This window comes from Synechococcus sp. PCC 7336, assembly GCF_000332275.1.
Classification (GTDB): Bacteria; Cyanobacteriota; Cyanobacteriia; order Thermostichales; family PCC-7336; genus PCC-7336.
In genome coordinates this window covers 2055306-2076554 of sequence record NZ_CM001776.1, presented here as the reverse complement: position 1 = coordinate 2076554, position 21249 = coordinate 2055306, and the positions used below count along the sequence as shown (strand labels likewise).

Annotated in this window: 18 protein-coding genes; 8 read left to right on the top strand and 10 right to left on the bottom strand. The window is 53.0% G+C overall.

Going from position 1 to position 21249, the window contains the following annotated elements:
- Positions 1 to 13: 13 nt before the first annotated feature.
- Entirely contained in the window at positions 14 to 1858 is a 1845-nt protein-coding gene (locus tag SYN7336_RS09905; RefSeq protein ID WP_017325783.1) for a M61 family metallopeptidase, read from the top strand.
- Between the two features lie 78 nt (positions 1859 to 1936).
- Positions 1937 to 2167: a hypothetical protein gene (locus SYN7336_RS09900; RefSeq protein ID WP_017325782.1), complete on the top strand. Its 231-nt coding sequence runs from the start codon at positions 1937 to 1939 to the stop codon at positions 2165 to 2167.
- 189 nt (positions 2168 to 2356) lie between these two features.
- Here SYN7336_RS09900 and SYN7336_RS09895 read toward each other — a convergent pair whose 3' ends face one another.
- From SYN7336_RS09895 to SYN7336_RS09885, 3 genes are all read right to left on the bottom strand, one after another.
- Complete coding sequence (locus SYN7336_RS09895; RefSeq protein ID WP_017325781.1) at positions 2357 to 3466, bottom strand: alkene reductase; 1110 nt, start codon at positions 3464 to 3466, stop codon at positions 2357 to 2359.
- Positions 3467 to 3568: 102 nt separating this feature from the next.
- On the bottom strand, positions 3569 to 3922 hold the full coding sequence (trxA, locus tag SYN7336_RS09890; RefSeq protein WP_017325780.1) for a thioredoxin: 354 nt from the start codon (positions 3920 to 3922) through the stop codon (positions 3569 to 3571).
- An 86-nt stretch (positions 3923 to 4008) separates the two neighbouring features.
- Positions 4009 to 4665 (bottom strand): peroxiredoxin-like family protein, encoded by a 657-nt coding sequence (locus tag SYN7336_RS09885; protein WP_017325779.1) that lies wholly within the window; start codon positions 4663 to 4665, stop codon positions 4009 to 4011.
- A gap of 302 nt (positions 4666 to 4967) precedes the next feature.
- On the opposite strand from SYN7336_RS09885, the gene SYN7336_RS09880 reads away from it, so the two are divergent.
- On the top strand, positions 4968 to 5309 hold the full coding sequence (locus SYN7336_RS09880) for a helix-turn-helix transcriptional regulator (RefSeq protein WP_017325778.1): 342 nt from the start codon (positions 4968 to 4970) through the stop codon (positions 5307 to 5309).
- Between the two features lie 49 nt (positions 5310 to 5358).
- Here the strand turns inward: SYN7336_RS09880 and SYN7336_RS09875 are convergent, their stop codons facing one another.
- From SYN7336_RS09875 to SYN7336_RS09860, 4 genes are all read right to left on the bottom strand, one after another.
- Complete coding sequence (locus SYN7336_RS09875) at positions 5359 to 6390, bottom strand: J domain-containing protein (protein ID WP_017325777.1); 1032 nt, start codon at positions 6388 to 6390, stop codon at positions 5359 to 5361.
- Positions 6387 to 7577 (bottom strand): ABC transporter substrate-binding protein, encoded by a 1191-nt coding sequence (locus tag SYN7336_RS32255; protein ID WP_227498634.1) that lies wholly within the window; start codon positions 7575 to 7577, stop codon positions 6387 to 6389. The genes SYN7336_RS09875 and SYN7336_RS32255 overlap by 4 nt, the downstream gene beginning before the upstream one ends.
- 15 nt (positions 7578 to 7592) lie before the next feature.
- Positions 7593 to 8441, bottom strand: a complete 849-nt coding sequence (locus SYN7336_RS09865; protein ID WP_026100862.1) for an inositol monophosphatase family protein — start codon at positions 8439 to 8441, stop codon at positions 7593 to 7595.
- Between the two features lie 125 nt (positions 8442 to 8566).
- Positions 8567 to 9640, bottom strand: a complete 1074-nt coding sequence (locus SYN7336_RS09860; protein ID WP_017325774.1) for a histidinol-phosphate transaminase — start codon at positions 9638 to 9640, stop codon at positions 8567 to 8569.
- A 120-nt stretch (positions 9641 to 9760) separates the two neighbouring features.
- On the opposite strand from SYN7336_RS09860, the gene SYN7336_RS25255 reads away from it, so the two are divergent.
- Positions 9761 to 10378, top strand: a complete 618-nt coding sequence (locus SYN7336_RS25255) for an SRPBCC family protein (protein WP_017325773.1) — start codon at positions 9761 to 9763, stop codon at positions 10376 to 10378.
- A gap of 75 nt (positions 10379 to 10453) precedes the next feature.
- Here SYN7336_RS25255 and SYN7336_RS09850 read toward each other — a convergent pair whose 3' ends face one another.
- The 3 genes from SYN7336_RS09850 to dapB all read right to left on the bottom strand — a co-directional run bounded on the left by SYN7336_RS09850 (position 10454) and on the right by dapB (position 13225).
- Positions 10454 to 11065 carry a DUF4276 family protein gene (locus SYN7336_RS09850; RefSeq protein WP_017325772.1) on the bottom strand — a complete coding sequence of 204 codons (612 nt, stop codon included), beginning with the start codon at positions 11063 to 11065 and terminating at the stop codon, positions 10454 to 10456.
- A gap of 24 nt (positions 11066 to 11089) precedes the next feature.
- Positions 11090 to 12310 carry an AAA family ATPase gene (locus SYN7336_RS09845; protein ID WP_026100861.1) on the bottom strand — a complete coding sequence of 407 codons (1221 nt, stop codon included), beginning with the start codon at positions 12308 to 12310 and terminating at the stop codon, positions 11090 to 11092.
- Between the two features lie 90 nt (positions 12311 to 12400).
- Entirely contained in the window at positions 12401 to 13225 is an 825-nt protein-coding gene (gene dapB, locus SYN7336_RS09840; protein WP_017325770.1) for a 4-hydroxy-tetrahydrodipicolinate reductase, read from the bottom strand.
- 326 nt (positions 13226 to 13551) lie between these two features.
- Between dapB and SYN7336_RS09835 the strand changes: the two genes are divergently transcribed.
- The 4 genes from SYN7336_RS09835 to SYN7336_RS09820 all read left to right on the top strand — a co-directional run bounded on the left by SYN7336_RS09835 (position 13552) and on the right by SYN7336_RS09820 (position 21233).
- A complete protein-coding gene (locus tag SYN7336_RS09835; protein WP_026100860.1) occupies positions 13552 to 13821 on the top strand; it encodes a DUF1830 domain-containing protein in 270 nt (89 codons plus the stop codon).
- A gap of 923 nt (positions 13822 to 14744) precedes the next feature.
- Positions 14745 to 17252 carry a response regulator gene (locus SYN7336_RS27875; RefSeq protein WP_156820101.1) on the top strand — a complete coding sequence of 836 codons (2508 nt, stop codon included), beginning with the start codon at positions 14745 to 14747 and terminating at the stop codon, positions 17250 to 17252.
- Positions 17253 to 17874: 622 nt separating this feature from the next.
- Entirely contained in the window at positions 17875 to 20535 is a 2661-nt protein-coding gene (locus SYN7336_RS09825; protein WP_038025868.1) for a hypothetical protein, read from the top strand.
- Positions 20536 to 20636: 101 nt separating this feature from the next.
- Complete coding sequence (locus tag SYN7336_RS09820) at positions 20637 to 21233, top strand: hypothetical protein (RefSeq protein ID WP_017325766.1); 597 nt, start codon at positions 20637 to 20639, stop codon at positions 21231 to 21233.
- The last annotated feature ends 16 nt before the right edge of the window (positions 21234 to 21249 follow it).

Here is a 21249-nt window from a genome sequence, read left to right as displayed (position 1 = left end):
AATCGCTATCTCAATGACCTTCACCTCCCAAGACAGTGCAGTTGTTCGCGCTACCCCCATCTCCGATCGACCCCTTCGGCAGCACTACTGGGTGCGTATGCCCGAGCCCGCCAATCACCTATTGGAGATCGAGCTGCGGCTGACAGATCTCCTGCTCGATCGACCCCTTCAGCTCGTCTTTCCCGCTTGGACGCCAGGGTCTTACCTCTTGCGGGAATACGCTCGACACCTGCAAGAGCTGTCAATTTTCGACGGCGCAGATCGACTGCTGGAGTGGACGCGCCTCGACAAAAACACCTGGGAAATTCTGCCCGCAAAGACCGACTGCGCGCGGGTATGCTACCGCCTCTACGCGCACGATCTGACGGTGCGGACCAATCACCTCGATTCCACCCACGGCTTCTTCAATGGGGCAGCCAGCTTTCTCTACTGTGTCGGTCGCGAGCGGGAGGCGATCGCCCTTACCGTTTGCCCGCCCGAGCCCAATTGGCAAATCGCCACAGCGTTGCCGCCGCTGAACCCAGAGTCTCCAGCGCAGCCCGGTCAGCCCCAAACTTTTCTGGCCCAGGATTTTGACGAGTTGGTCGATAGCCCTGTGGAGGTGGGATTGCACCGCACCGCCCAGTTTGAAGTGCTGGATAAGCCCCACCGATTTGTGGTCTGGGGCAAGGGCAATGAAGATCTGGACAAGATTGTTGCGGCTACCCAGAAGATTATCGAGACAGAGGCAGAGTTGTTTGGCGGCCTTCCCTACGACCGCTACTTGTTTTTACTGCATCTCTCCTCAGAAGGGGCGGGGGGGTTAGAACACAAGTGCAGTACGACGCTCAATTATCCTCGCTTTGGCTTTGTCAACCCGGAACGGTACGATCGCTTTTTGTCGTTGGTGGCCCACGAATTTTTCCACTTGTGGAATGTCAAGCGCTTGCGTCCCAAGGCGATCGAGACGTTTGACTACGGTCGAGAAGCCTATCTGCGCTGCTTGTGGTTTTGCGAAGGCACCACCAGCTATTACGACACGCTAATTTTGCGGCGGGGCAATCTCATTTCCGTCGAGACCTACCTCAAATTGATGGGCGATCGCATCGGCAAGCTGCAAAAAACCGTCGGTCGCCAAGTGCAGTCGCTGATAGATTCCAGCTTCGATACCTGGATTAAGCTCTATCGCCCCACAGAGAATACCTCTAACAGTCAGGTGTCTTATTACCTCAAAGGCGAAATTGTTTCAATGCTGCTGGATCTGGCCATTCGCCTCAAATCTCAGGGGAAAAATAGTCTCGATACGGTGGTGCGCGATCTGTGGCAGCGGTTCGGCCAGTTTGAAATAGGCTATACCGATACAGACCTGCGGGAGGCATTCGAGTCGGCAGCCACCACAAGTTTGACAGACTTTTTTGCCAACTATATCGAAGGCACCGCCGAGTTAGAGTTCGATCGCTTCCTCGACCCCTTCGGTCTGTGTTGGAAGGCAGAGGTGAAACCCGACAGTGCCCCCTATCTAGGAATGTCTGTAAAAGCTAACGGTAATAGTACCCGGATCGAGAAGGTTGCGATGGGATCTCCCGCTCAACAAGCAGGTATTTGGGCGGGGGATGAGCTGTTGGCGATCGACGGGTTTAAAGTGACGGCCAAGACCTTGCCAGAGCGACTCAAAGATTATCAGCCGGGTCAGAGGGTGGCGATCGCGGTGTTTCAACGGGAAGAACTCAAGCTGGTCGAAGTCACCTTAGGCGAGCCAGAGCGCAATAGTTTTGCGATCGCGCCTTTGCCTGAAGCGACTGCCGAACAGCGACAGCGCTGTATTGATTGGCTGGGGGGTTATCCCGAACCCGATCCTGTTAAGACTCCTGCCAACTGAGATACCAGGTGAATGGGCTCACTAGTCCTTCACTGTTACCATTGCAGCATCCATCAAGGCTGCTTGAAGGTGATTGGAATGAAGACTATCTCTGTATCTGCGCATTTCGATGGCAAGCACATTCTTTTAGACGAGCCCCTCAATCTAGAGCCCAACGCGAAATTGATAGTGACTGTGCTTCCCCAGAAGGATACCGAACGGGAAGCGTGGAATACCCTAGCTGTCATGGGTTTGGTGGAGGCTTACGACCCCGAGGAGGAAGAGTATCCTCTAGATTGTATAAAAATTTTTAATCTCGATTATGAATGAGGGTAATGTGACTTTAGCTCCACTCCCACAAAGGGATGGCAAAATCAAAAATCGGCCAGTTATTCTATTGCCTGGGAACGCCATACACGATTACTCGTAACCTTAAGCGAATATCTCGCTCGGTAACGTGCCTGGAGCCAGGAATTCAGATCTCCCGCCCAGACACGTTACATTCAGAGATCGCTTTCCCTAAGCGGCGGCGGTTTCTAGCGCCGGATAGTCGATATAGCCTTCAGCCCCGCCCCCATAGAAACTGGAGGGATCGGGTTCGTTGAGGGGAGCTCCCAATTCAAACCGCTTGGGCAAATCGGGGTTGGCGATAAACAGTTGGCCGTAAGCGACTAAATCCACGCCACCCGAGGCGATCGCCTCATTGCCGGTTTGTCGGTTATAGCCGCAATTGGTCACAATCGGGCCATTGAAATGAGTGCGATAGCGGCTAGCAGGAACGAACTCGCCACCATATTTCAAGTCCTTTTCATCAGCCTCCTTGATGTGCAGATAGGCCAGATCGAATGGATTCAAGGCAGCCACCGCATAATCGAATGTTGCGAGGGTATTGGAATCGCTCATGTCGCTAAAGGTGCCCCCCGGCGAGAGTCGCACTCCGACGCGATCGCCACCCCAAACCTCCGTCACTGCCTGCGTGACTTCCAACAACAGGCGCGTGCGATTTTCCAACGGGCCGCCATAGCGATCGGTCCGCCGGTTGGTGCCATCCCGCAAAAACTGGTCCAGCAGATAGCCATTGGCTGCATGGATTTCAACGCCGTGGAACCCCGCCGCCATCGCATTCCGGGCTGCCTGCCGGTAATCCTCGACAATGCCGGGAATTTCATCGAGTTCTAAAGCTCGGGGCGTGACAAACGGCTGCATGCCCTGATAGGTCATGGCCTCCCCCTGCGATGGGGCGATCGCTGATGGGGCCACTGGCAATTGACCGTTGGGTTGCAAAGAGGGATGGGAAATGCGACCCACGTGCCACAATTGCAAGAAAATGTGACCGCCTGCTTGGCGAACGGTATCGGTCACCAACTTCCATCCTTCCACCTGTGCGGCAGAGTGGATGCCGGGGGTGCTGGGGTAGCCTACGCCCTGGGGGGAAATTTGCGTTGCTTCAGTGATGATGAGACCGGCGGATGTCCGCTGGCGGTAGTAGGTCGCATTTAGCTGGCCAGGAGCATTGCCCGCTCCAGCCCGATTGCGGGTCAGGGGAGCCATCACAATGCGGTTGGGCAGCCGGTAAGGACCGAGTTGCACGGTAGAAAGCAGGGATTTAGAGGAATCTGGAGTCGTCATAATGTCAGATTGAAAGAGTACGAGAGAAAGGCTGGCCCGAAGGAGACTCGGTTCGGGCCAACTGTTCTATCTGGAGATCTATCTGGAGAGATTCGGACGAGGTTACGAAACGATGGTTGTCGTTGCTGCCAGTTGGGCGAGTTTCTCGCTCAGCAGCGGCTTGGGAGTCAAACCTTCGATTCGCTCTAGAACTCGACCGTCGCGAAAGCCGAGCATTGTCGGAATGCTGCGAATGCGATACTGAGAAGCCAGCTCGACATACTCGTCTACATTCAGCTTGGCAATTTTGACTTGGCCTTCAAACTGTTCGGCCAACTCGTTCAAGACAGGGGCGATCGCCCGACAGGGACCGCACCAAGGAGCCCAAAAGTCCACCAAAACGGGGATAGGGCTTGCCAAAACTTCAGCAGCAAAGTTGTCGGCCGCGAGCGTCACAAGGGTGGTAGTCACAGACATAGGTATATCCTCCTGGCATATAGCACGCGAACCGATCGCAATGTCATCCGCGTCCAGTTGTCAATGGGTCTCGATTGTCAGTGTCCTCACACAGCAACTGCTAAGCCTTTGAGGGCAGCCACAATGTCTGTCGGGTCCAGACGTTTGGTGTAATCAGCCTCCACAAAGGCATGGGCAACAGTGCCGTCGGGGGCAATGACGTAGGTGGCCGCAATCGGTAACTCGAAGGTTTTGTCACCATTGTGGGCGGGCAGGTCGATACCGAAGTTGGCATAAATGGGGCGCAGCTCTTCGGGAAGTGAGAAGACAAGACCGTATTCGCGAGCCACGCGATTGCCAACATCACTCAACACTTCGAAAGTCAGTGCATTTTTCTCGACGGTGGAAAGGGAATTATCGGGAGTCTGGGGGGAAACCGCCACTAAGGTTGCTCCCGCTGCCGCGATCTCGGCCAATGTTTCCTGCAGGCCCCGCAGTTCTAAGTTGCAGTAGGGGCACCACTGACCGCGATAAAAGCTCAGTACCACTGGCCCTTTGGCCAATAGGTCGCTCAGCTTAACCTCTGCGCCCGTGGCGTTGGGCAGTGTGAAATCGGGAGCGCGATCGCCCGCATCGATACTGGCTTCAATAATGCCAGAAGCCGCCAAATCTGCAGTGGCGCGTTCCATCGCTTTCAGCGATTCTGCCGGTAGCTGCGCGCGAATCTCCGCTAGCTGAGCGGCAAGGCGTTCGGTTAAAGTCACAGTTGTCTCCCGTCTGGTAAGTGAAGCGAAAAACCGGATTGCACCAGCCCCTGAAGGGAACCTTTGTAGTTAAACAATCCTTTAAGTAAGATGGTAGAAAGAGAGGCGCCAAAAGTCAAGCGATCGTTTAACTATTACCATTGAACTATTATCATCGAGCTCTTATCGTTTCATCATCTTGCTGCCCCGCCATGCTGAAGGCTTGATGGCAGAATCTGTTACTGCTACGGTAGAACTTCAGTATTGTCTCGCATACGACCCCGAGCGCTTGTTGCCTTGCCTGTAAATTTCTGACACATTCTATGGTCCCCCAAGCTGATATCGTCGCTAAATCTGACTGTTTCTCCGATACGCCAGCGAAGATCTCTCTGGATTCGACGGAGGCTCGGGCCAAGCTTTTTGCGGCACTGGCCGATCCGACGCGACTGAAGATCGTGGAGCTGTTGGTGTCGGAGGGAGAACTGAGCAGCACTGAGGTTGCCAATCATCTGGGCATTAGCTTGGCCTTGCTGTGTCACCACTCCAAAATTTTAATCGAAGCGGGACTGCTGACCATTCGCAAGCAAGGTCAAACCAAGTATCGCTCGGTCAATCGTCAATTGTTGCGAACCTGCTTCGATCTCCTAGAGCAGATGGGACAGTAGCTGCTCAGGCTTGGGGACAATCTGAAGACTCTGGTAGCGGTTGACCTGACTAGCGGTTGAATATCCGTCCAAACATACCTTTTGGTTGGGGACGAGCGCTTTGGTTTGAAGTCCGATTGGTCGCACTAGCTGTCTTCTTGCCATTGCCGTTGGTCGACGCAAGTTCGTCGAGGTATTTTTTCGCCTTAGCATTATCGGGTTTGAGGCTCAATACCTTTTGGAAATCTTGGCGTGCCCGCATCGTGTTCTTCAATTTGAGATATGCGGTGCCGCGCCCTAAATAGTAATCGGGGTTTTGGGGAGCGGCGGCGATCGCAAATTTAAAATACTGGATGGCCTCTTTATAATGGCCGCTTTCGAGCATTTGCTGCGCCTGCAGGTAGCGGGTTTGACCCGGTGCGGGAGCGGCGGGTTCGGAATTGGGGGCTGGGCTGGCGTCAGTTGGGGCCGAGGGGGGAGGAGTCGGACTCGCCTGGGCCGCAGGACGATTGGCGCGAGGGGCCGCAGGGACAGAGCTAATCGGCGCGGGCGACGGCTTGGCATTCGGGGGCAAAGTTCCGAGGGGGGTAGAGGGGACAGCGACTTTATAGCCCCCTTCTAGCAATAAATAGGCCAAATTAATCTTGCTCAATTCTCCCGAACAGACCAGCGCCTTATCGAGATCCCGATATTGATGTTCTGCCAACTTGAGAATGGTGTCGTGGTAGACCGTCTCCAAATCATCGGCATACAAGAGGGAATCGGCTAGGTAAGATTTAGGCCAGATTTCGGCGGGGGGTAGCTTGAGCAGGCGCTTGACTCGCAACCGCAACACTTCACGATATTCAACCCGCTCTCGCTCGCGGTTGAGCACTTCACTAGCAGGGCTAATCAGTTTTGAAAACAGCCAGTTGGCAGTGGGACGGAGGTTGGGGCGATCGATATAGCGATCGGGGTGCAGTTGTTTGGCGACGAGGATATAGCCCTTGCGAATCAGGCGGCTATCTGCAGTGACGGGCACGCCCAACACTGCATAATAATCAGGTTCGTACTGTGCCAAACCCTCCTCGATGGTTGGCGTACCGATGCCAAGTTCTGTCATAACTCCCACTTCTCCAAGATGGCTGCCAACATGCCGCTCTCCTGCAACTGGGCGATCGCCCCATCCACTGCTTGCTTGAGGGAGGCATGCTCTGTCAAGATAGCCCCGACTAACGGCGTGGGAAAAATGGGCTCTCCCACCATCACGAAATCGCTAGCAGGTGTCTGTTCGGCTACCCAGAGCACTGCTTCCACTGGAGCGCTGGCCTCAGTGATATCTTCTCCTCCAGCGGTATCCTCTCCCTCAGCGATCGGCATTTCAGTTGCAGCGGGCTCCGTCGCAGCAGGGATAGGCGCAGCTACATCGGCAGGTGTTAGGCCCGGAGCGAAAATTTTGGCTACCGCCACGGGTCGATCGACGATCGCGGCATCGAGGAGCCCATCGCGCAGTTGCTCGAATAATCGTTCGGGGTTGCTGGTGGCAAATAGGCGAATGGCATTGCCGCGATTGTCGTTGTAAACCTCCAGCACAGCCGCTCCCGTACTATTGGCCACCACCCCCACTTTGCGACCAAATAAATCGGAAAGTCGTTCGACAGTCCCATCCAGATCGCTACGAACGACGATGTGTTGCGGGCTTTGGTAGTAGGGAACTGTGGCCGCAAACTGCTCGCGATCGAGGCCATAGGGTTCTCTCCCGCCCAAAATCATGTCGACCCGGCCCTCTTGGAGGGCATCGAGCTGTCCTTCCCAGGGCACATTGACCGGGACTAATGCAATGTCGAGGGTGTCGGCGATCGCCTCCAGAATGTCGTATTCAAACCCGTCGTAGCTGCGGGTGAGGGGATTGGTCAGCAGATAAGTGTAGCCAATGCTGGGGTCGAGGCCCACCCGCAGTTCCCCCCGCCGTTGGATGGTGCTCCAATAGCGATCTTCGGGCGGTTCCGGTTCTGCCTCGGCGGTTTCTTCCTGCAGGTCAGCCGCAGGTTCCGAGCCAGCAATATCTAAATCTGGGGAAGCTTCAGCAGCGATCTCGGCATCTGAAGGATCTGCCGTAGCCGCATCGGCATCTGGAGAGCCTTCAGTCGCAGCCTCGACAGCAGTATCGGGGGATTCGATAACCTCGGAGTCTGCCTGACCGCTAGCTGGCAGCACAGCCAGAGTCCCCGACAGCACCAGCATGGCAGCCAGAGCCAGACCGGAGCCGAGCGATGGGAACCAAGGGTGGCGGGGTAGCGAGGAGCTCATAGAAAAAAGGAAACTTTAGACAGAGGTGAACTGAGTGGGATGGGTGGGCAGAGCCTGCTGTAGGGGTTGCACGCGGCTGAGTTCCAACTGCATAGCAGCATGGAGGGAGCCATTACTCGCCAGGAGGCGACCTGACTCGATGAGAAGGGGGCTGCCATCGTAGGCTGTGACGCTTCCGCCAGCTTCCCGTACCAGTACGATGCCCGCAGCAATGTCCCAGACTGACAAACCGCGTTCCCAATATCCATCTAGCCTACCCATCGCAACAGCAGCGAGATCGACCGAAGCCGATCCTCCCCGCCGCACCCCTTGAGTCAAATGGGTGAAGTGGCAGAATTCAGCGTAGTTGTTGTCGGCAGTCTCGCGGCGATCGTAGGCAAACCCCGTCACCAACAGGCTATTCTCCAGGCGATCGGTGGAGGACACGCAGATGGGGAGATAGTTACAGGTGGCTCCCATGCCGGTAGCCGCCCGAAAAAGCTCGTTGCGAAAGACATCGTAGACGACACCGAGCACTGGCTCTCCCGCCTGCAACAAGCCAATCGAAACGGCAGCGGCAGGATAGCCGTGGGCATAGTTAGTGGTACCGTCCAGCGGATCGATCGCCCATAGAAATCCTGTTGCGGCCCCATTTCCCTGCTGGCCCGACTCTTCCGCCAAAATGCTGTCTGCGGGAAAATGCCGCTGTACGATCTCCAAAACGGTCAGCTCTGCAGCGCGATCGGCCTCGGTGACTAAATCGCCAGGTCGCTTCTCGCGAATGTCTTGCAAATTCCCTTGCAACTGCTGCAAAACTGCTCCTGCAGCCCTAGCGGCCTCGGTTGCAACATCCAATCGTCTCGCCAAATCCAGTTGACCTGGCATATTACCCCCAGCACGTTCAATATTTTCGACAGCTCGAACTCCAAGTAGTCTAGCCTCTTGCAGCTTCGTACCCCAAACGAACCACTGCTGTTTTCTGTTGGTATTGGTTTGCGCCACTCTGTCATTCAAGCCATATGTTGAGGCACCGGGGCGAGAATTGCCCTCAGATTGACTAAAAAGCGGCAATTTTGAGCGGGCGTACCGACGGACAGACGCAAACCGCCGCCCGTATAGCGCAGTCCTGTCCCTCGCTGGATCAGCTGTTGCTGCAATTGGGCAAGGTCCCAATCGCGGACGCGGAAGTAGAGGAAATTGGCTGAACTGGGCCACACCTGCACTTGGGGGATGAGGCTGAGTTCTGCCCGCAGTCGATCGCGATCGGCCAGTAACGTGGGGATATTAGCCAGCAGGTCGTCGGCAAATTCTAGGGCCAATTGGGCGGCCCATTGGGAGAGTGCGGGCAGGTTGTAGGGCAGTCGCGTCACCTCTAGAGCTCGCACCATATCGGCAGAGGCGATCGCGTAGCCAACTCGGTGGGCTGCCAGCCGAAAGGCTTTGGAAAAGGTGCGCAATACGATCCAATTAGGTCGCCGCTCCAGTTCGGGTACAACGGTGGCTTGGCTAAATTCAAAATAGGCTTCGTCGATGACAACCGCAATCGATTCGGGCAGCGATCGCGCCCAATCCAGTTCTTCGGCTGTGAGGGGGGTGCCAGTAGGAGAGTTGGGAGAGACGAGAAAAACGACGCGCACATTGTCCCGCTCGATGGCCTCGGTGCAGGCGGGCAGGTCGAGGGCGAACGTATCGGGATTGCGAGGAATGGAGATTGCAGGAATGCCGAGGCTGCGAGCCTCAATGGCGTACATCGAGAAAGTGGGGGGAGAAACCAGGATGCTGCCGCGTCCTTCTAGGCAGGTGGCAATCAGGATAGAGCGAATCAGTTCGTCCGAGCCATTGCCCAGGCTAACGAGGCTGTCGTCTAGGCCAGCATAATCGGCGATCGCCCGTTTGAGGCTGCTGTGGGTGGCATCGGGGTAGCGATTGCTGTGGATGCCCTTTTCCCAAACCAGCGACAGCTTTTTCTTAAACCACTCGGGCAGGTCTTCGGGATATTCGTTAGCATCCAGCTTGTCAGCATGGGGCAAGATTTCAGCCTCGTAGGGCTGCATGTTCAGCAGACTGGGGCGAATGGCATCCACAACAACAGGTCCGAGATTTCTGCATCAGAGCCTACAATTTTAACTGTTCGCATCACCCTTCTCTAGGGCAGGCTAGATTTCTAGCTGATTATTTACACTCGTTCACACGATTCAAAACCAATGCCACTTTTTAATCGTCAGTCCAAAGCCGATCCCGAGCTCGCCGATGCCGAGGAATTAGAGGCAGACCTCGACGAGGCTGCCGAGTTGGAGGATGCCAATGGGTTTTCCTCCGAGGAGGGGAGTCCAGCCGTGGCAGTCAATTTAGAAAAGTTAGAGGGGCGACGGCGCTGCCTGCAGGCGGCGATCGAGATCGAGCATTCCCCCCAAGCGGTTTGGGATGTCTTGATCGATTACGAGGGGCTAGCAGATTTTATTCCGAATTTGGCTGAGAGCTGTGTGGTGGGGGAGGAGGATGGCTGCGTGCTGCTGCGTCAGGTGGGGGTGCAGAAGTTGTCGGTGCTGAAGTTTTCGGCGGCTGTCACGCTCAAGATGGATCCGTCCCCCATCGAGCGGATTGATTTCAGTATGACCGAAGGGGATTTGCTGGAGTTTGCGGGCAGTTGGCAATTGGCGGCGATCGATGATTCTGGCACGAAGTTGAGCTATTGCGTGACGATTTTGCCCCCTCGCAAGATGCCGGTTCAGATCGTGCAGCGTCGCTTGAGGAAGGATTTGTCGGCCAACTTGCTAGCGATTCAGGCGGAGGTGGAAAAGCGGGCTTCTGCAGTGGTCTAGATCTTCTATCTGCGATTGAGCACGGGGCTCTAGTTTCTACTTTCTCAAGCAATTCATAAAGAATCTGAGACTGCTTTACGGTAATTGAATCAAAGCAGATAGGCCCGACCGAAAAGAGTTAAAGCTGACAGAGCGATTATTGCTCGGATCCATAAACTGGGAAATTTGCCTTGCTGCTTGCACCTTATTCAGCCCACCAGGAAAATAGCTCTTACTTTGAAGCAATGACTGTAGAGCCTCCCAAGTTCCACCTTTGATTTCATCAGGATTGCGATAGCGACTCTGGGTTGCAAAATTTTTAGGTACCTTTGGATATGCCCTGGCGATCGCTGAAGGGTCTCCAAGAAACCAAGCCTCAAGCTCCTCAATTGCAATACGATTTAGGACTGTAAAAATTCCGCCATTGGCATGAGATTTAGTCACTAGACCATTATTTTTGGCGAAATTATCTAGCTGTTTTTTTAGAGCCAAGCAATCTTCATTATCTCGATCGCATAAAACTACACTTTTACAGTCTTTAGGCATCCAAGAATTATAGCCTTTAAGCCTATCAGGAAGCTTTTTGAGCAAATCATATTTTCCTTGAAAAGAGTGAATCTTAAAGGAAATGCCAGGTAGAATCTTAGGCAAGATATTGTTGAGAGCAACCTCAGCAGAATATTCTTCAACCAAGAATTCAATATGCATCGATCTTACACTTCTCCAGTTAGATTAACTATTCCTCGAATTCGGCGATCCTTGATTTCTGAGTGGATCGCCAAATTCAAAATAGTTTTCCATCCATAGATTTCCAAGAGTTGCACCTTGAGCTATTAACTCAGGGATGCCACGCATATCTACAGCACGTTTAGATCGTGTAAAACCCGACTCATCCCGGTACATAACCCACAACTCTTCCGGGAGAAGCCCATCTACAAAATAAGGGGAGTGAGTTGTCACCATCAACTGACTTCGCCCAGAAGCTGTCCGGCACTCCTCAGCCAGTTCTAAGAGAAGACGCGGATGAAGATGGTTTTCAGGCTCTTCAATACCAATGAGTTGAGGGGGAGAGGGATCGTAGAGCACTGTCAAATAAGCCAACATTTTTAGCGTGCCATCAGAAGCAAACTTGGCTAGAATTGGATCTTGAAAGGGTGCATCTTTGATTTGCATGAGCAGACGACCATCTTTCATGACTTCAGCGTCAATACGTTCCAGACGAGGAATTCTTTGAGTGAGAGTCTTGAGGATATGTTCGAGCCGATCGGGATGCTGTTCTTTAAGGTATTGAATAACGTTTGGCAAATTGTCGCCAATTTCAGACAGGCGTTCTTGAGGACCTGCTTCGGGTGTGCTGCGAGCATTATCTGCTGTCAGATAGGATAGATACCATCCACTGATGAACCGTCTTAATGCACTAACGCGGGGGTTGGCAGTAAATTGACCTAAGGTATTCACAGCAATAATATCTGATGTGTCTAGCTGCTGGGCAATTCTTTCATCTTTTTCCTCTGGCATTTCACCACTAATAACTTCCCCCGAGCCTTCTTTAAAGTTCAAAAATTTAAAGGGCGCTCCAAACTTCTTTCCTCTTCGCCACTGCAGCCATTCTTCTGCGACAAAAGGACCTTTTGATTTTTCATCAATCGCCAAATGATAAGTAATCAGAGGACTTGAATTACTTTCTCTATATTTTAGCTCAAAGGATATAGGTCCTGCTGACCCTCGGGTACGGAGTTCGCGAAACCTTCCTCGACGATCCCATGCACGACGGAGCCCAAATTGGAAGCATTCTGACAAAAATGCAAAAACATCAAATACAGTGGATTTACCACTTCCATTAGGTCCTAAAAAAACAGTTAGCGGAGTGATATTCTTAAGCTCTAGATCGCGAAGCACTCGATAGTTCTGGACTTTCAGTTGTTCAATACGAGGAATGGTAGGTTTAGGCATAGCAAGAATTTACCCTGACAACGAAATATCGAAGCGGAGCCCGAGCCTTACGAGCAGAGATCTCAAACAATGACGAATGACTGTCGAGATCTAAAACAATAGCTTTTCCAAGCCGTAAACTAGCGATTTGAGCTGGATGACTTTACGAATGCCGAGCAGCACTCCAGGCATGTAGGCAACGCGATCGCTCGTATCGTGGCGAATCGTCAAAACTTGTCCGAGGCCGCCAAACATCACCTCTTGATGGGCAATTAAACCGGGCAGGCGCACGCTATGGATGCGGACATTCTCGCCACAGATGCCGCCACGCGCTCCCGCAATCGTTTCTGTCTCGTTGACTTCTACCGGATTGAAAGTTTTACCCACCTCGCTCAGCATCTCTGCCGTCTTGATGGCAGTGCCGCTGGGGGCATCGGCCTTTTGATTGTGATGCAGCTCGATAATTTCGACATGATCGAAATACTTCGAGGCCATCACCGCCATTTGCTGCTGCAGGATCGTACCAATGGAGAAATTGGGCGCGATCAGACAGCCGGTGCTGGCCTTATCGGCAAACTCCGCCAGCGAGGCAATTTGCTCTGGCTCGAGCCCAGTCGTGCCCACCACCGGACGGACGCCATAGGCGATCGCCGTGCGAATGTTCTCGTAGATCGAACTGGGGTGAGTGAAATCCACCATCACCCCCAACTGCTGCCCTTGGGCCAGCTCGGCCATCAACACTTCCAAGTTATTGGTAACGGGAATTTCCACCGCGCCAATTCCAGCTACTTCGCCGACGTCTTCGCCCCAGCGATCGCGATCGACCGCCCCCATCAACTGCATATCCTCCGCCTCAGAGATAGCCTTGATGACAGCACGCCCCATCTTGCCGACAGCACCGTTAACAACGACAGGGATGGGAGCGGAGTTCGACATGGGGCAGCGAAGTGAAATCTACAGGATCTACTCTAGTGCCATCCGGCCCCTTTCTCGGAACGGTCTGGATGGGAGCGATCGCGGGGAGAGCGGGCGGGCGAAAAGTCAGAGAACGATAGGAATACATCGAAATATTTCGATGCATTACAGAGAGATACACTCTCAGAGAAAAGGCAGAAAGCTAATTTAATTTCACGTTAAATTCACAATAGGCGGGGATAGTTGAACTCGATCCCCATCGAGACTTTTTTAAATGAAGTGTGCGGCCAAGTAGGCCAACACATCTGAATGGGCGATGAGATTGCTGTGGAGATTGAGACAGACCGATGACCTACCTTGAAGCCCCGGAACCCCTTATCCCGCCGAACGCCACAAAACCGCCACTACGGCTGTGCTACTACTTTAATGCTAGCGATCGCGTTCAGGTGGCCAAATTGTCGAGTGGCTCGCATCGCGATTGGGAGAAGGTGGTGTTTCCCTGCGATCGCATCCTCTTCGATGCCCCAGAAGATGCTCTGTTGGAAGTGTATGCGAGCAATGATCGACAAGCTGTTCTAACGCACCGGTTGAGTTGCCGCGAACTGGCTTGCGACTGAAACAATCCGCATGAGTCGCTAAAGGTTTCTTTCAGAGCTTATCCTTATTTCTGAGATACTCACTCGACCTTCTCTCTTTGGACGATCGTTGTTAGCCGGATTTGATGGCATCTTCGCGAGAAGGAACTGTCGCTCGACTGTTAAATGAATTAATACAAGAGTCATAATACGGAATTCAAGATCTCTAGAATCTTATTGGGACTCATTGCATCTCTTCAAGATTTAAACATGACCTGATAAGTCTCGTTTGCCCAATCGATAGCGCGGCAGAGTTTGCCTTAAATAGAGATTCGGGAATAATAAACCCCATCCAGATTGAGATCTGGAGTTTTCAGGCATTGCACTCGGCCCTCTAAATCCCCCACTGGTGGTGGATTTAGAGGGCTAATGCAGCGAACCACAGCGCTAGTGAGAGGGTCTAATAGACACATTCTCAAAACTACGGGTCTCTGCTTAGACGGAGTTTAAAGATCGCAAATTCGAGAAAAATTCGATCTCAAAAGCTTATTCTTGACCTTAATACATCCTATGGAAGAAGCATCTCACCCCTCTTGGGGAAATGTTAATAGATGGTTAAGTTCTGTCTTTGAATGGGAGTGATTTCGACTTCATACTTGGCTTAAAAGTAGGCTAACTATTTATTTATAAACAGTGTAAATACATAGATGTTTAGACTCTTAATGTGGGAATACTACTAGTGATACGTATAGTGTCGCTATTCAAAATGAAGTTTGTTAGAAATCTGTAGGGGGTATGTTGGCCCTATCAATCCCAAGCTAACAATCCCAAGCTAACAAACTGAAGTATTAGAAAGCGGACTGTCCATATCAAACAGGATCTGGGATCGCGCTATCACGAAAGGAACCAGAACCCTATTTACGGAGGCTGTATCTGTCTCTCAATATCAATCGTGGGGTAGTAGAGTGTCTCGACGCTGGATAAGGATAGGAGCATTTGGCCTGGGAATTAGCATTGGGTTGGGGTCTGTAGCAATCTGGCACACTTTGTGCCGACAAGCACGAGCAGTCATTCTCAATGAGACGATCGAAGCGGCAGGGCTGATTCAGCACGAGCTAGAAGAACATTTGGAAGAGCGAGTGGGAGCAGTGAGTCACTTTGCTCAGATGCAGTCCCAGCAAATGATAGAAACCCATCAGGATTGGGCCGTTCACTCCGAATTGCTGGCCGGACATTTGGGGGGATATCGGGCTTTGTTGTGGATGGATCGCAGCGGGCAAGTACAGGCATCTGCAGCGGCAGCCTGCTGCAACGCCTCTGATTATGCTCGCATTGCTTTAGAACTGTGGGACGAGCCGTTGCTCGTGCAAGCTCGCACGAGCGAAAAGCTTACGTTTCTTATCCCTGAAACCCCCAGTCAAGACATGCCAGAGCTGTGGATCTATGCCCCCATCAGACAGAATGGCGTGTGGCAGGGCTTTTTGGTGGCGGCGGTCGACATAGAGGCGTTGTTTGATTCGCACCACAAGTTATTAGAGAGTTACGGCATCGCTCTCGAGGCTAGCGGTAGAACGCTCTTTGACACTGCCAATGCTGCAACAGCCGATCCTATCTGGGTGCAAACGGTGCCAGTTGCTTTCGATCGCGATCGCTGGCGTTTGAAAATGTGGTTACTTCCCCCTGTCGTTCGGCAACGGATATCCCCCTTGCCCGAGCTGGCATTGTTGGCCGGATTGACTGTAGCAGTGCTGCTGAGCTGGGGGCTGTATTCTACGCTGACAGCCCTGGAGCAAGCTCGGAGACTCAGGCATATGAAGGCGATCGCCGATCGCGCCAACCAGGCTAAGGGTGACTTTCTGGCCATGATGAGCCACGAGATCCGGACGCCGATGAATGCGGTGATTGGTATGGCAGAACTGTTGCTCGATACCCAGCTCAATCCCTATCAGCAGGACTGCGCGGTCACGATTTCCAGCAGCAGTAATGCTCTACTGGACATCATCAACGACATCCTCGATTTTTCCAAAATAGAATCTGGAACCATCGAGCTGCTGGAAGAGCCATTTAACCTGCGCCAAAGTGTCGTCGAAGCACTAGGTCTATACGCTGCCCAAGCAGCCCATAAGTCGCTGGAGTTGATCTATTGGGTCGAGCCCGAGGTGCCTGAAATGGTCGTGGGCGATCGCGCGCGACTGCGCCAGATTTTGTTGAATCTTCTCAGCAATGCGATTAAGTTTACCTCCTCTGGAGAGGTTGTCGTGCGGGTGGAGACCAAGCAACTTGCCTTCACTCGGGGGGACAATCAGGGCTTAGCGACCTATCAGTTGTTGTTTTCCGTTTGCGATACGGGCATAGGAATTTCGCCTCAAAACCTGAAGTGTTTGTTCAAGCCCTTCAGCCAGGTTAACGACTCTACCACGCGAGAGTTTGGCGGTACAGGCTTGGGATTGGCTATTAGTAAGCGCTTGTGCCGCATGATGGGAGGCACGATGTGGGTGAATTCTGAATACAAACGAGGCTCGACGTTTTCCTTTACGGTCGAGATGCAAGCGGAGCCGCAGGTGCAGACTTCAACGCAAGAGCCACCCTATCCCCAGTTAAAAGGCAAGCGTCTGGCAATTGTGGCAGGGAATGCTACGCAATGCGATGTTTTAATCCGTCAGGCAACGCTTTGGGGAATGGAGGCCGTTGCAACCAGTTCCGAGCGGGAGCTCCTAGCTTGGATTGAGCAGGAAAAACCCTTTGATATTGCCCTGATTGATTGGCAGATGCCCGATAGTAATGGAGCAATTCTCTGCGATCGCCTTCGCTCGTCGCCGCACTACTGCCAACAACCGCTGATTCTGCTGTGCGATGTCGGGGCATGCATATCGGAAGCGTTTCAAAAAAGTCGCGGGATCTCGGCAACGCTCAATAAGCCGATCGCATTTGAGCCATTGGGCCAAACGTTAGTGGGTTGTCTAGAACCAACGACCTCTCGCTGGCAGCCTTCGCGCACGATCCTGTCCCCTTTCGACACTGACTTTGTCTCCACGGCACCCCTCCGCATTTTGTTGGTTGAGGATGTACAGGTCAATCAAAAAGTTGCCCTCAAACTGCTCGAACGTCTGGGGTATGAAGCTGACGTTGTTAATAACGGTGCCGAGGCGATTGAGGCGCAACGCGCTCGGAGCTACGACGCGATCTTCATGGATCTACAAATGCCCGAGATCGATGGTTTTGAAACCACGCGCCAATTGCGGCAAGAGTACGATTCCGATACTTATCCGTGGATTGTGGCCATGACAGCTATGACCATGCCAGACGATCGCGATCGCTGTACGGCGATCGGGATGAATGATTTTGTCAGTAAGCCCATTCGCGTGGAGGAGCTAATCAGGGCACTCGAAAGATGCCAGCAGGCGATCGCTTCAACTCGTTTCTCTTCGTCTAATGGCGATCGTCAATCTCAACGGGAGCATCTTGCGATTTAAGAGTTGGTTTTGACCGCAATCAATACATAATAAAACCCAGATCGTGATGACTCCTGGAATGGACGGATTGAATCTATAGATGTGACACTTAACTGACGTTCCGGTCTTCTGCATTTGCCCCCTAAATCCCCCACAAGTGGGGGACTTGTGAGGATTTTCAGCTCCATTCTACAGTTTCGGTGACGGCAGCTCTCAATATAAATCTCTCAATATAAATCTCTCAACCCCAATCCTAAGCTGCGAGAAAGTCCCCCAGAATGGGGGATTTAGGGGGCCGAGTGCAATACCTAGAGTGCAGATCGAATAGATGAACTACCTTTTTTCTCTTTATAGCTTGATCGTAATTTAAGGGTTTCCACAGATTGCATTTTTTATGCATCATGAATCAGCCAAAACCTGAGCCAAAAATGTATAACTAAATACTTTCTATTTCACAGACTTTTCACAAGTTCTCTCTAAAGTCAAAAGCGTACCGTTGTGGCAAGAATATCTTTGCTACGAGTCTCAAAAATATGAGTAAGACTCGTGAAATATAAGCCATTAGATTGGGTTCGATTTATCGCGCCAAATCTAATGGCTTTAACGCGCTAAAGTGCATTTTAATCATGAGGAATGAGTGAGAATGAATAGCCATTCGCAAAGCCGCTGCTGCAGCCGATTACTCGCTGCAACGGTGCTGTTAGGCGGCAGCCTGACTTGGTTGATTCCAGCATTAGCTGCCGGAACAGCCGCAGGAACCAACATTTCTAACACTGCCACCGCCACCTATTCAGACCCCAATAATCCCGGCACCCCAATTGAGGCCATTTCGAATACGGTCACGGTCGAGGTTGCAGAAGTTGCGGGTGTAACCCTAGTCGATAACGGATTCACGTTTGTGGACGGTGGAAATGGGGGCAACCAAGCCAACACCATTGACACTAACGATGTTGTGACCTTTGATTTTCTCGGTACTAACACCGGTAACGATGCCACCGAAATTTTCGTCCCAGTCAACCCCTCTAGCGTTACGGGCGGAACCCTCGGTGCGATCGATATCGATGTCGATCTCGACGGCGATGGCAATTTTGGCGATATCACTGTGGCCGATATTGCCAACATCCCTACGGGCTCTTTGCCAGCAGGGGTGACAGAGGTATTAGATGGCGGCGGCAACCGCATCGGCCTCTTAATTGACAACGTTGCCGCAGACGGACAAATCAACATCTCAGTGCCCGTAACTGTGACCGCCAACACCTCTGGCGCTCCCGTTGGCGTTGTCTTCGGCGATACCACCCCCGATGGCGGACAAAGCGTTCCGACCGATACCGGCGATAACGACTTCCGCACCGTTGACGATGACAATACGGCAGATGGCGGCAACCAAAACGATGCTTCCAACACTACCTTGCCAGTCAATGGCGAACAAGAGGCTGAAGCCAGCCAGCAAATCACGGCTGGCGGTAGTGTCAATGAGGTGGCACTGGCAAGAGTGTTTAAAGACTTCGATAGCAGCGATTCCGGCACAGACCCGAACGATCTGGCGGATGACAGCATTACCTACAACCTCAGCTTGGATGTTGTCAATCCTTCCACTGACCCCACAATTACGGCTGGCGATTTAACCGGTATCGATGTCGCGGATCTATCTGCCACCACCCAGACGAATTTCAGCAGTCTGCTCGGTAACAGCTACATCTTTGTCACCGATGCCATACCGGCCAACACCGATCTAGACATCACCTCCAATGTCCCTGTAGCCCCCACTGGGTGGACGGTTGTGGTGACCACCACTGCGACGACCACTGACGCCACGCAAGCGGATTGGCAAACCCTGGCCGACTTCGGCACGAGTAATCCCGAAACCATTACTCGGATTGGTTTTGTCTTGCCGATTGGAGGAACCTCGGGTAACACCGCCTTGCAAGCTGGAGAGCCGACCATCACTGGCTTCCAGTTGACTGTGGATGTTGAAGATACCGTAACGGGCACTTCCATCGATATCGTCAACGTCGCTCAGGTGTTTGGTGAAACGGATGGTATCGTCGGCGGCCCCGTTATCTTTGACGAATCGGGCGACCAGTTGCCCAACAACTTCGATGACAACGGCACTACCCCAGCTGCGAACCCGATTAACGATGGTGTCGCCAATACCAATCAGGGCATCGATCCGGGGAACAATGGCGGTGCTGGCGAAGATGGCGAAGTCTTGGTGGTTTCTCTGTTTGCTGGCAATGCCCCTAGCGGACTATTCATCGGTACGAACGACGGCACCACCGCCATACCCGATGCAGTGGGTCCGACCGACACTAACGACGACTTTACCAACCGAGCTCTCGATCCCGTTGCTCTGGACACCGATAATGATGGTGCGATCGACAGCACTGCATCGACCACCTTTATTAATTCGCTGCGGGCGACCCCGAACGACTTAACTGACGTTCTGGTCAGGCCCATCATCAACAACCTGCCGGGCAGTCTCGACACCCTCAATCTCGCGCCCATTGGCACTCAGGTGAACATTACGTTCAACGGCCAAACCGCGACTTACGACTTATTGGCCGACGACCCGACAACTGCAGCAGCCAACGATTCTGCTTATGTCTTCGACAACAACACGACGCCGATCGCCATTCCGGTACTCGGCCCCACCACAGGCGATCTAGACATCCAAGTGGAAGTCATTTTGCCAGCCGGCACCGCAACCACAGACGGTCAAACGGGTCCGAACTTCGGCTATGCAGTGCCCATTGTTGCGTTCGCCGATGACAACAATAACGGTCGATTTGATGGCTTGGCGACTGACCCCACCAGCAATCTCACCATCGATCGCGTCTATCTCGGCTACGTGACCCTGGAAAAAACCGCTCAAATTCTGGATAGCAACGGCAACACCATCGCCGGTGAGAACCCGAGCAGTAGTACGATCGCCAGCAGCCAAAATACCATTCCCGGCAACATTATCGAGTACGCCATCACCTACTCGAATATTTCTGAGGCTGCGCCTGCGGCGGGCTTCGGCAACATCATCCTGGAAGCCGACAACCTAGTGATTGTGGAAGACGGCACCGACCCGAGCGGTAACAACTGGGCCACTGGCAATCCAGTCTTCACCCTGAACGTGCCGGGTTCTGCCTCGGATACCAACCCCTCCTCAATCACCTACACCACCTCTAGCAACACCACGGTGACCTCCGACCCCGGTACGGATGTCGTTCGTTACGAAGATGCTCTGAGTGCCCCCCTCCTTCCCACTGAGTCAGGCACCTTCACCTTCCAACGCCGGATTAACGAAGGTCTGTAAATCCCTGCGATTTGTCTGGGTTGGCGGCGATCGCGGTCAACCCAGATAGACCTAACTACCCAGTCTTTTTCACTCTTTGACCCCCTTCACGAGGTAGAGCCATGAAACGTTTCAATCCGATCGCCCTCAGCACCGCAATTGCCCTTGCTGCAATCGTGTTTTCGATCGAAAACCCATTCTCGAACTTGACTCGCAGCTTCTCGGTCCCTTCTGCTAGCGCTCAAAGCACTGTGCAGTCCGAACAGCAAGCTGCCGCACAAATGGAGTTGCTTTTGAGCCTGTCCAAGCAAGCGGTGCAGACCAACGACAGCGGAGAACCCGAAGTGGTCTGGGAGCGGCTCGAAGGCGATCGCATTACGGTTGCTCCGGGCAATGTGCTGCGCTACCAGATCGCAACCTCTAATGTCGGCGAGCGGCCCACAGCCAATTTTGTCCTGACTCAGCCCATCCCTGCCGAAACAATTTACGTGCTCGACAGCGCCGCAACGCTTGATGGGGCAGAGCCCAGCTTCAGCATTGATGGCGGCGAGTCATTCGTCTCCAACCCCACGATTGTGGTGGAGTTGGAAGACGGCACCGTCGAGGAGCAACCGGCTCCTGCCGAACTCTATACCCACGTGCGCTGGAGCTTTGCCCGCGAGATCGCTCCCGCTGAAGTCACCGAGACCTCCTATCAAGTACGAGTGCGCGATCGCTAATTTCCCTCAAACCTCT

Excerpts from the sequence above, each read along its gene's own strand:
- SYN7336_RS09905 (WP_017325783.1), top strand. The coding sequence starts at position 14 with ATGACCTTCACCTCCCAAGACAGTGCAGTTGTTCGCGCTACCCCCATC.
- SYN7336_RS09900 (WP_017325782.1), top strand. The coding sequence starts at position 1,937 with ATGAAGACTATCTCTGTATCTGCGCATTTCGATGGCAAGCACATTCTT.
- SYN7336_RS09895 (WP_017325781.1), bottom strand. The coding sequence starts at position 3,466 with ATGACGACTCCAGATTCCTCTAAATCCCTGCTTTCTACCGTGCAACTC.
- trxA (WP_017325780.1), bottom strand. The coding sequence starts at position 3,922 with ATGTCTGTGACTACCACCCTTGTGACGCTCGCGGCCGACAACTTTGCT.
- SYN7336_RS09880 (WP_017325778.1), top strand. The coding sequence starts at position 4,968 with ATGGTCCCCCAAGCTGATATCGTCGCTAAATCTGACTGTTTCTCCGAT.
- SYN7336_RS09875 (WP_017325777.1), bottom strand. The coding sequence starts at position 6,390 with ATGACAGAACTTGGCATCGGTACGCCAACCATCGAGGAGGGTTTGGCA.
- SYN7336_RS32255 (WP_227498634.1), bottom strand. The coding sequence starts at position 7,577 with ATGAGCTCCTCGCTACCCCGCCACCCTTGGTTCCCATCGCTCGGCTCC.
- SYN7336_RS09865 (WP_026100862.1), bottom strand. The coding sequence starts at position 8,441 with ATGCCAGGTCAACTGGATTTGGCGAGACGATTGGATGTTGCAACCGAG.
- SYN7336_RS25255 (WP_017325773.1), top strand. The coding sequence starts at position 9,761 with ATGCCACTTTTTAATCGTCAGTCCAAAGCCGATCCCGAGCTCGCCGAT.
- SYN7336_RS09850 (WP_017325772.1), bottom strand. The coding sequence starts at position 11,065 with ATGCATATTGAATTCTTGGTTGAAGAATATTCTGCTGAGGTTGCTCTC.
- SYN7336_RS09845 (WP_026100861.1), bottom strand. The coding sequence starts at position 12,310 with ATGCCTAAACCTACCATTCCTCGTATTGAACAACTGAAAGTCCAGAAC.
- dapB (WP_017325770.1), bottom strand. The coding sequence starts at position 13,225 with ATGTCGAACTCCGCTCCCATCCCTGTCGTTGTTAACGGTGCTGTCGGC.
- SYN7336_RS09835 (WP_026100860.1), top strand. The coding sequence starts at position 13,552 with ATGACCTACCTTGAAGCCCCGGAACCCCTTATCCCGCCGAACGCCACA.
- SYN7336_RS09825 (WP_038025868.1), top strand. The coding sequence starts at position 17,875 with ATGAATAGCCATTCGCAAAGCCGCTGCTGCAGCCGATTACTCGCTGCA.
- SYN7336_RS09820 (WP_017325766.1), top strand. The coding sequence starts at position 20,637 with ATGAAACGTTTCAATCCGATCGCCCTCAGCACCGCAATTGCCCTTGCT.